The 9,192-nt window shown below is 57.9% G+C and carries 6 protein-coding genes; 3 read left to right on the top strand and 3 right to left on the bottom strand.

All coding sequences use genetic code 11. The features are described from left to right. Positions 1 to 254 precede the first annotated feature (254 nt). Positions 255 to 3,347, top strand: a complete 3,093-nt coding sequence (locus tag AABO57_23580) for an ABC transporter substrate-binding protein (GenBank protein MEK6288710.1) — start codon at positions 255 to 257, stop codon at positions 3,345 to 3,347. Between the two features lie 23 nt (positions 3,348 to 3,370). On the opposite strand, the gene AABO57_23575 is transcribed toward AABO57_23580, so the two are convergent. Beyond that, positions 3,371 to 4,414, bottom strand: coding sequence for a hypothetical protein (locus tag AABO57_23575; protein MEK6288709.1), 1,044 nt, complete (start codon positions 4,412 to 4,414; stop codon positions 3,371 to 3,373). 186 nt (positions 4,415 to 4,600) lie between these two features. Beyond that, the gene (locus AABO57_23570) at positions 4,601 to 5,524 is read right to left on the bottom strand and encodes a hypothetical protein (protein ID MEK6288708.1); all 924 of its coding nucleotides are present in this window, start codon (positions 5,522 to 5,524) and stop codon (positions 4,601 to 4,603) included. 556 nt (positions 5,525 to 6,080) lie between these two features. Here AABO57_23570 and AABO57_23565 point away from each other — a divergent pair. Continuing rightward, the gene (locus AABO57_23565; protein ID MEK6288707.1) at positions 6,081 to 6,461 is read left to right on the top strand and encodes a zinc-ribbon domain containing protein; all 381 of its coding nucleotides are present in this window, start codon (positions 6,081 to 6,083) and stop codon (positions 6,459 to 6,461) included. Between the two features lie 99 nt (positions 6,462 to 6,560). Here the strand turns inward: AABO57_23565 and AABO57_23560 are convergent, their stop codons facing one another. Then, the gene (locus AABO57_23560; protein MEK6288706.1) at positions 6,561 to 7,472 is read right to left on the bottom strand and encodes a uracil-DNA glycosylase; all 912 of its coding nucleotides are present in this window, start codon (positions 7,470 to 7,472) and stop codon (positions 6,561 to 6,563) included. A 359-nt stretch (positions 7,473 to 7,831) separates the two neighbouring features. Here AABO57_23560 and AABO57_23555 point away from each other — a divergent pair, with 359 nt between their 5' ends. After that, complete coding sequence (locus tag AABO57_23555; protein ID MEK6288705.1) at positions 7,832 to 9,139, top strand: MFS transporter; 1,308 nt, start codon at positions 7,832 to 7,834, stop codon at positions 9,137 to 9,139. Positions 9,140 to 9,192 lie beyond the last annotated feature (53 nt).

The raw sequence follows: 9,192 nt of genomic DNA, 5'->3' as shown, positions 1-9,192 counted from the left end.
GAAGAGAACTGTCGCCTCGGTTCGTAGGGTGAAATTGAAGCACCACGCGGCTGAAGCCGGTGGTGTCGAAGAGAACTGTCGCCTCGGTTCGTAGGGTGAAATTGAAGCACCACGCGGCTGAAAGCAGTTGCCATCCAAACCGCGCGGCATCCAACCCAGTTCCGTGTATCCGAATGGCCCGCCGCAACGCGATTGTTTGACTCGCCCCACCTCAGCCGGTACGATAATGGCTCAATCCCAACCACTACTTGATTATGAAGGACCCGCGCCAGACAACTATCGACGCGCGACCAGTAGCCCTGGATCGCAATCCCAGCGACAAACCTCGTTCCGCCAGCGACAGTGAGGCACAGGACTCAGGTGAGCGCATCTTCGAAGCGCTGGCTCACATAGCCCAGGGCGATCTCAGCGTGCTCGCCAATGGGAAGCACCTGGAGCTGGCCGGAAGAGACAGACAACTGCTCATCAACCTCGATGGGCTAGCCCGCCGTTTGCGCTACATAGTCGGGAGACTTCAACGCGCCGCTGACTCAATCGAAGCAGTCGTCGGAGAAGTGCTGCGTGGAACACAGATGCTCTCGGCCGGCGTACTTGATGAAGCCAAGTCAGTCGAAGAGACCTCGCGCTCAATTGCCGAAATCAACGCTTCGATGCACTCGGTCGGAGAGAATCTGCAGACTCTCTCGAACCTATCTAAATCGACTTCCAGCTCGGTGATGAGGATGGCGACCTCGATCAACCAGGTGTCCGAGAACGCAGACGAGCTGGCGCAGTTTGTCGAAGAGACGGCGATCGCCATCGAAGACATGGCGACCACCGTGCGTAAGGTTGCCGATTCTACAGAGGCGCTGGCAGAGTCGGCGGAGAAGACCGCCCGCGCCATGGAGGCGATCGACAATTCGACGCGGAGTATTGGCGAATCGGTCAACGAAACAACCATGCTCGCCGACGAGGTTGCACGCTCGGCCGATTCAGGCAGTCAACTCGTCGGGGAGACTGCCGCCAGCGTGTCCAAGATAAAAACCGCCATCGACGCCGCGACCGAAACCATCACCCGGCTGGGCAAGAGGTCCGACCAGATAGGAGAGGTTACCCACGTCATAAATGAGATTGCAGACCGGACTCACCTGCTCGCGTTGAACGCGGCGATACTCGCTGCGCAAGCGGGCACGCAAGGCCGGGGCTTTCGCATCGTCGCCGACGAAATCAAGGAGTTGAGCGAGCGCACCTCGGCCTCGACTCGGGAGATCGAAGAGGTCATAAAAGCGGTGCGCGAAGACGTAACAGAGACGATCGAGCGCGTCGCGGTTGGTGGACAGCGCGCGGATGAGGGCGTTGATCTGGCATCCCGCGCCGCGGCGCTGCTCACGGAGATACGCGACAAAACGAACGCCGCGTCGTCCCGTATTAGAGCGATTGCTGACTCGACGGCGATTCAGGCGGCTGAGAGCCACACGGTGCTCGAGGCCGCCGATCTGGTGCGGCAACAAGCACGCGGCATCGAGCGTGCGACCAGCGAGCAAGCTCTCACTTCGCGCCACATCGGCGAGCGCGCACTTCACATGAGCGAGCTCACCGAGCAGGTGCGTCGAGCTACGCGCGAGCAGGCAAAAGTATCTCGATCGATTGCCGAGGCTATGGAAGAACTGACGACGGCGGTCGAACAGATTCGCTCGGCTTCGGATGAACAGTCCGCCGGAGCAGACCAGGTCCTGCGCGCGGTGGAAACGATCAAGGAAGTAGTCAGCCGGAATCAAGCTTCAATCTCGGGTATCAATAGCGCGGTCGATCTTCTGGTGCGCGAAGCTGAACTGCTCAATCGCGAAGTCGAGACGTTTCATTTGCCGGCGCCCGAACGCGGCGGTCATTTGCGGTTCGCGTTGCGGGCTTCGCATGTGACGCTGGATCCCGCAACTGTGTCGTCGCTGTCGCGCGTCGACGTGATGGCGAATATCTTTGAGGGGCTGGTGCAGTTCGGCGAGCGCGCGGAGATTCGACCGGCAGTAGCTGAACGATGGGAGATCTCACCCGACGGCCGTGTTTATACCTTTTACTTGCGGGAGTCCGCCCGGTTCCATAACGGGCGGCGGGTGCGCTCGGACGACGTCAAGTATTCCTTCGAGCGGCAGATGCGGCAAAACGAAGACGCCGCCGCGTGGGCGTTCAGACCGCTGCTTGGCGCGGAGCAATTCATGTCAGGCGAAGCTGACTCCGTCGCCGGGGTTCAGGTCGTTACCGAGCAAGTGTTGAAACTCGAGCTGATTCAACCCGTCGCCTTTTTCCTTTCGACGCTTTGCACTGAATACACTTACATAGTCCCGCGCGAAGAGGTTGAGCGGCCGGCGGTTGATTTCGAGATTAGACCCGTAGGCTCGGGTCCGTTCCGCGTGGTCGAGCCCGTGCTTGGCAAGGAAGTGCAACTCGAACGGTTTTCCAATTATTGGAATCCGGAGCTGCCGTACGTTGACCGGCTGAGCGTCTACTTCGGACTCAGCGCTGAAGAGATACTCGAGGCGTTCCTGCGCGGCGAGCTTGACTATGTCAGCGATTTGCCGCTCACCAACCTGAGCGAGCTCAAGGAGCGGGCAGCGGACATTCAGGTGCTCGAAGCCGTGCAATTACAGACTCGCATGCTTGTCTTTGACTGCGAGCGGCCTCCGCTGTCCGACAGGCGGGTGCGGCAGGCGATCTGTCTTGCGATCGATCGCAGACGTTTCTTGCGCGAGGTGTACGGCGAGATGGCCGAGCTAAGCATTGGCCCGATACCCCCCGGGATATTGGGCTACGACCCGGGCGAGCGCGGCTACGCCTACGATCCGGACCGCGCGCGAGCCTTGCTGGCAGCCGCGGGATACGAGGGCGGTTTCGAAACGGAAGTATGGTGGCCACAGTCAGTCAGCTCGGCTGTTGAGTGCTTGAGAGAAGACCTCGCCGAGGTAGGCATACGCGCTGAATTCCGGTATGTTGAGGCCGAGGAGATGGAGCGCGGGCTTAGACTGCGTACGGTGCCTATCGCCGGCCGCGACTGGTACGCCGACTATCCTGATCCAGACAACTTCACTTACGTGCTGTTCAATTCATGCAATCGCGATCTGTTCATCAGCACCTATTCAAGCGAAGAAGTTGACCGCTTGACCGGCGAAGCTCGCTCGGTGATGAACCGCGAGCAACGAGCCGGCATCTATCGTGAGATTACAAAGCTGTTGCTCGAAGACGCGCCGTGTGCTTTTCTGGCGCACCGCCGGGGCTTCGTCGCACATCGGGCCGATCTGGAGGGAGTAACTCTTCATCTGCTGTCGCCGTCCGTAACCCCGAAGCATTTGTGGTTCGCGAAAAGCAGCAGTTAAAGGGTGAGGCTCCGTTCCCGACTCTACTTGAGATTCTTCAGTTGGTTTATCCTATCCCGAATTGCCCGCAAGTAAATCGTGGCTTCAGAGTCACTGAAGCCGCCCGCGCGGAAAGCGTCTGAGAGCTGCTTGTCCGAGAGCCGCCCGAGCAAGTTTCCCATCCAACGAGCGTTTTCAACCGTCACTCCCTCAAGCGCTTTAGAGTTCTTGCCCTCGTAGTGAAACTCGACCTGACCGTTTTTCACGCCGTCGATGAACGGCTGGTTGTAGTAGCCATTTGGGTCGCCCTTCGATCCGGCGGGAGCACTGCCGAAGAAAGGTAGCTTACGGAAGAATGACCCTGTCTTACCGAGCGTTCCACCCATATCGCCGACGTAATATGTTCGAGAATCCCGGTCACCGCCGCCCTTCTTATCCGGCCGCGCGATCTTGTTGTTCACGTCCTTCAGGTCCCAGTTGTTGAGCAAAGCCATCATTATCTTCAAGCCTTGCAGCTCTCGGGTACCGGCGAACGGATTGCTCTCCCACGACCACGGCCCATCGTCTTTGTAGCCATCGTCCCGGCGTTCGAATCTGACGTCCCAAACGTCGAAGCCGCCGCGACCTTCGATGTGCGCTCGTTTGACGAAATAGTCCTGGTCCACGTGGTATCCGGCGGCCCACAGTAAGCGCGTCGCTGAAGTTTCTGGTCTGGCCTCGGCCCCGAACTTGACAGTCCACTTACGACCCTTGTCGTCGACGACAATAATCTTTTCGGATGTACCACCCTTTGAGCGCGCCTCGAAAGTGAATTTGCCGTTCGCGTCGGGCGCGCCCTCTGCGCCACCCAGACCGTTGAACAGATCCCGGCTTTCAATATCGGTCGGATCCATCCATAGCACCGCGCGAGCCTCTCGATCGCCACCACCGTCCGCGCCGTCCTTCTTCTTTTCTTCCTTCTGCTTTTTTGGCTTTTCGGCTTTGTCTTTTTTCTGGCCCCCAGCGGCGTAGCCGGACAGCACAAAGGTCGAACACATCAATAGTGAAATCAACGTGAACGCGGAGATTTTCTTCAACTTAAGCTGCATTGATTGAGCCCTCCCGACAATTTGTCAACCAGCCCATTATAGACATTTGGTAACAGGTCGCAAAGCGACTTCGCGACTTGTTACCGAGCCAAGGTTTTGAAAGATGGAGAAATGGGCAAGAAGCTGCCCGAAGGGAGCGAGAGGCGCCGGAGTTCACGGCGCGCCTCGCGAGTATCAATGTTACGCTCAGTTTGCCCGTTCGATTCGATCACCGATCCAGACTTCAGCGTTCGTTCGCGTGATGAGTGCCACTGAAGTGCCCTTCTCGACTTTGAGCACCACGAGTTCACCCAGCACCTTGCGCGGCAGCGGCGGGCGCTCGCGCATGACTTGGTCTTGAGGAACGCGCGTTCCTTGAATCGAGTATTCGCCGCCGTGATAGCGATCGCCGCTGTATCCGCTGCTTCGGTCTATGATGACTTTGTCTTGAGGGGTTTTTGTTATGCCCTCACGCCTTCCGATCTCGCGATAGATGGTGAACAGGTCGCCGGGATGAACGTCCTGTCGAGTGCCAAGATCGATATAGACGACTCGGTTTGCGGACAAGTGCTCGTGAAAGCCAGGCGACATCACGATCTGTCCGGCCGTCCCTCCTGACCCTTCACCGTATCGTGGCAAGGGGCGGGCCTCACCGACGCCTGGTCCGGTGTATTCTTCGTAGGGCTTGAGCAGGTCCCCAAATTCTATCGTGTCGCAGGATATCGTTATCTCAGCCGTGGAGGTCTTGTCCCCGACTTCGATTACTCGAAGCAGTCCGATCTCGCGCACTAGATAGCCAAGTTTCTTTTTGGTAAACGGATGATTGACCTCGCCCAGCGGCCGTATTATGTAGTAGACCGCGCCCGGCTGCATGCCCGCTCCGAGCCCGCGATTGAGGAATACCACGTCGCCCTGCGCAAAGGTTACCTTTAAGTTCTCCTTTTCAGCCCCGACGACCTGCAGGTCTTTTCGCGGCAGAACGTCGGCAATATAACCTGTGCAGTAGATGTCTGACCGTTTGGCTAAAAACTCGGATTGGTCTGAATTCTGCCGCTGGGCAATGACCGAACTGGATAAGGATCCAACGAGAAAGATGATCAAGGCGACGCCCATACGGGCCATGCTTTTCATTGCTACTCCTTCGGGTGTGGGGCGGGGTTTGAAGCAAATCGAAGGGGCAAAAGACGCGCGTAAGATCTGCCCGCAAGGTAACAAAGTCTTATACCTAAGTCAATAATTAAGATCGCGCGGGTGTGCGTCAGATTCTCGCGAAACAGGCGGGCCGGCTGCGCTGGGCGCATAACGATCGATAGCAGCGTACAACGAGCGTCAGCTTGGCCGCCTGGCGGCTACCTGATTCCCTTTTGCTCCCGCGGTCGTATATCGCTAGGAGGTCGCTATGCGGCCACCGCGAAATCTGATGCGCAGCCGATCATCGCTCACTTACGCCGTAGGTCATCCCCGACCCGCGACAATTCGCTTGACACCCATTCAAATAAAGCGATAATGGCAGGCATCCCTTTAGGTTGAACTCTTAGCTGGCAATAATAGTAGGTTGATATCCAAGTTAGGGTGGTTGCGGCGAGCCGGAGTATCAGGTGGCCAAGTCCTGCACGGGGACAATAGCTTAGTTTCCTGTAAACTCACCGTCCAAAAACACACGATAAACGGAAGCTGCGATCATTGCGTGCCGAAACAGGCGCGAGTTCGAGCAAGGGAGGAGACCGAAGTGCACGAATACCAGGACAAGGTTCTAAGGTGCATCGATTGCGGCGAAGAGTTTGTCTTCAGCGCTGGAGAGCAACTGTTCTTCGCAGACAAAGGGTTGAGAAACGATCCAAAGCGGTGTAAGCCGTGCAAGTCGAAAAAGAATGAGCGCATCGCAGTCAATCTACAGGCCTACGGTCAGCCTTTTCCGCGTGAGCGCGTCGAGGTCACAGTCAAATGCGCGTTGTGCGGGATTGAAACTACCGTGCCATTCAGGCCAACCCAGGGACGACCAGTCTATTGTCGAGATTGCTTCTTAAGGATGCGGGCTTCAGCCCATATTCACGCGCCGCTTCCCTAGGCCAACTCCGAACCTTCCATACTTCTCAGTGGGGTCGCGCAGGTTCAGCACTCGACTCTGCCGAATCCGGCTTTTCTTTGAGGCGTTCCTAGTCTCGGCTTAGAGTGCCCCTCGGGTTGCGATGGCGTTCAAGTAGTCTCGCACCTTCTTCATGTCCTCCCAAACCTCGCGCTTCTTATCGGGGGAGCGCAACAAGAAAGCCGGGTGAAACGTGGGCATCAGTTTTATTCCGTTCCATTCACGCCACTCGCCTCGCGCACGGGTTATCGGCTCTCTCGTTTTCATAAGGCACTGAAAGGCTGGTGAACCGAGTGCGACAATTACGTCTGGTTGAATGAACGCGAGCTGGCGAAACAGAAACGGCTCGCAGGTGTCCACTTCGTCGCGCTCAGGAGTACGGTTCCCGGGTGGGCGACACTTGACGATGTTCGCAATGTAGACGTCTTCGCGTTTAAGGCCGATGGCCGCAATGATCTTGTCGAGTAGTTGACCGGCGCGTCCGACGAAAGGCCGGCCGCTGGCGTCTTCTTCCGCACCCGGGCCTTCGCCAATGAACACCAGCCTCGCCTTAGGATCGCCCTCTCCGAATACAATCGTCCGGCGATGCTCGTGAAGTTTGCAGCGACGGCAATCACCGATATCTTCTCTAATCGCTTCAAGCGAAAGGTCACGGGACTCGAGGGCGGGAAGAACCGCGGGGCGGAGCCGTGAGTTGCCTTGTTGGCCGGCCACGGCGATTTCGCCAAACAGTCCAGCCTGTTCTGTCTGCGATGTTCCGTGCGCAGGTTCCTCATATCGAGCTTGAGGCGCGGCTGTCACGGCGGCCGTTCGGGCAGGCGCATCATTGGACGTTAAGCTCATTGAAACCGACTCCGTGGAAGCTGTTGGAGCCGAGTCTGTAGTGCGGGCTGATCCGCCGATGTCCTCGAGTCCAATCTCGCGATAGAACTTCAACTGGTCTTTGATCTCGCGGGCGATGCCCAATGTTTCATCGATGTTCTGTTTCGACATCGCAACGAATTCTCCACAACACCCTGGCACGGGTCAAGCGGGACGCGGATTGAACTCCGATGGTAGCTCGTTGTCTCACGTTAGTGACGGTTACCGATAGACCAGGACCGCGTCGTGTTTTCCCAGCCACAGGGTCGGCCTGATGCGCAACAACTTGAGCCGGTCCTAGCCGCCAACTAGAATCCCATCTCATCTCATAACGGGAATCGGGTGGTGGGTCAGTTTGAGTTCGGAGTACAAGCTTCAGCTTGCTCTTTCGGCCGCATGAACCTGAGAGGCAAGCTAAAGCTTGTACTCTGAACCGCAAACTGACCCACTACCGGGAAGCGAAACAGCTCGCGGGTTTAAGAGGAGGCACAGTGACGGACGGAAAACCGAATGCGCGGCGGATCCACGAAGCTGTTCGAGCGCTTCGTCACCGCAACTACCGAATCTACTACTTCGGCATGCTCGTATCGTTCACCGGCACGTGGATGCAAAGCGTTGCGCAGAGCTGGCTGATCTATCGACTCACCGGGTCTGCATGGCTTCTTGGATTGGTAGGGTTTGCCGGGCAGGTTCCCGTTTTCCTTTTGGCTCCGCTGGGCGGTGTTATGGCCGACCGGCACAGCCGCCATCGAATCGTCATCATTACTCAAACATTGGCGATGCTTCAGGCGTTTGCATTAGCTGTGCTAACGATCGGCGGTCTCGTCACCGTGCAAGGGGTATTCGCGCTCGCAATCCTGCTCGGCATAGTGAACGCGTTCGATCTACCGACCCGTCAGTCTTTCATGGTCGAGCTTGTCGGCAGGGAAGACTTGATGAACGCAATCGCCCTGAACTCGTCAATGATTCAAGGCTCGCGCGTGCTGGGTCCGGCTCTGGCAGGGTTGCTGGTGGGATGGCTTGGCGAAGGGCCGTGCTTCCTGATAAACGGAATCAGCTATCTCGCGGTCATCGGCGGGCTGTTTGCGATTCGAGTGGGCAGAGAGAGCGCGGGTCCCGCTTCCGGATCGGCTTTCTCCCATCTCAAAGAAGGATTCGACTATGTGCTTCACACGAGTCCTGTTCGCGCTCTACTCTTGCTGGTCGCTTTCGTCAGCATATTCGGTTTGCCTTACATCGTGCTGATGCCGATCTTCGCCAGCGAGGTTTTGAAAGGCGGTCCGCGGGCGCTCGGCGTGTTGCTTGGAGCGGCGGGGGCGGGAGCCCTTGCGGGCGCGTTGACGCTTGCTGCGCGGCGTCATGTTGAAGGGCTTGGCCGGGTCGTGGCGCTGAGCGTTGCGGCACTGGGCTCGATGCTGATTCTATTCTCGCTGTCGCGAAATCTGATCATCTCGGCAGTGTTGCTGGTGCCGGTCGGCTTCGCGTTGATCCTTCAGATGTCGGCGTCGAACACCCTTGTGCAGACGATGGCGCCGGACGGAATGCGCGGCCGCTTGATGAGTTTCTACTCGATGAGCTTGATGGGAATGGCGCCGTTTGGAAGCCTGCTGGCCGGCGCCGTGGCCGCCCGCATCGGTGCTCCAGCGACGGTGGCCGGCGGCGGAGCTTTGTGCATTGTGGCGTCGCTATTCTTTTGGTCGAGACTGCCGCACCTTCGCCGCGAGGCAGTGCCGATATTGGTCGCCCAGGGGGCGATGGCTGGAGAACCAACCGAGGCGGACTCAGCGCAGCATGGCTAATCAAAGGGATAGGCAAACAGGCAAAACCAAGTGTGGACCGGTTGTAGCCGGAA

This window comes from Acidobacteriota bacterium (assembly GCA_038040445.1).
Classification (GTDB): domain Bacteria; phylum Acidobacteriota; class Blastocatellia; order UBA7656; family UBA7656; genus Onstottus_A; species Onstottus_A frigus.
The sequence above is the reverse complement of the archived record's forward strand: the minus strand, read 5'-3'. Positions and strand labels throughout refer to the sequence as shown.

Excerpts from the sequence above, each read along its gene's own strand:
- AABO57_23580 (MEK6288710.1), top strand. The coding sequence starts at position 255 with ATGAAGGACCCGCGCCAGACAACTATCGACGCGCGACCAGTAGCCCTG.
- AABO57_23575 (MEK6288709.1), bottom strand. The coding sequence starts at position 4,414 with ATGCAGCTTAAGTTGAAGAAAATCTCCGCGTTCACGTTGATTTCACTA.
- AABO57_23570 (MEK6288708.1), bottom strand. The coding sequence starts at position 5,524 with ATGAAAAGCATGGCCCGTATGGGCGTCGCCTTGATCATCTTTCTCGTT.
- AABO57_23560 (MEK6288706.1), bottom strand. The coding sequence starts at position 7,472 with ATGTCGAAACAGAACATCGATGAAACATTGGGCATCGCCCGCGAGATC.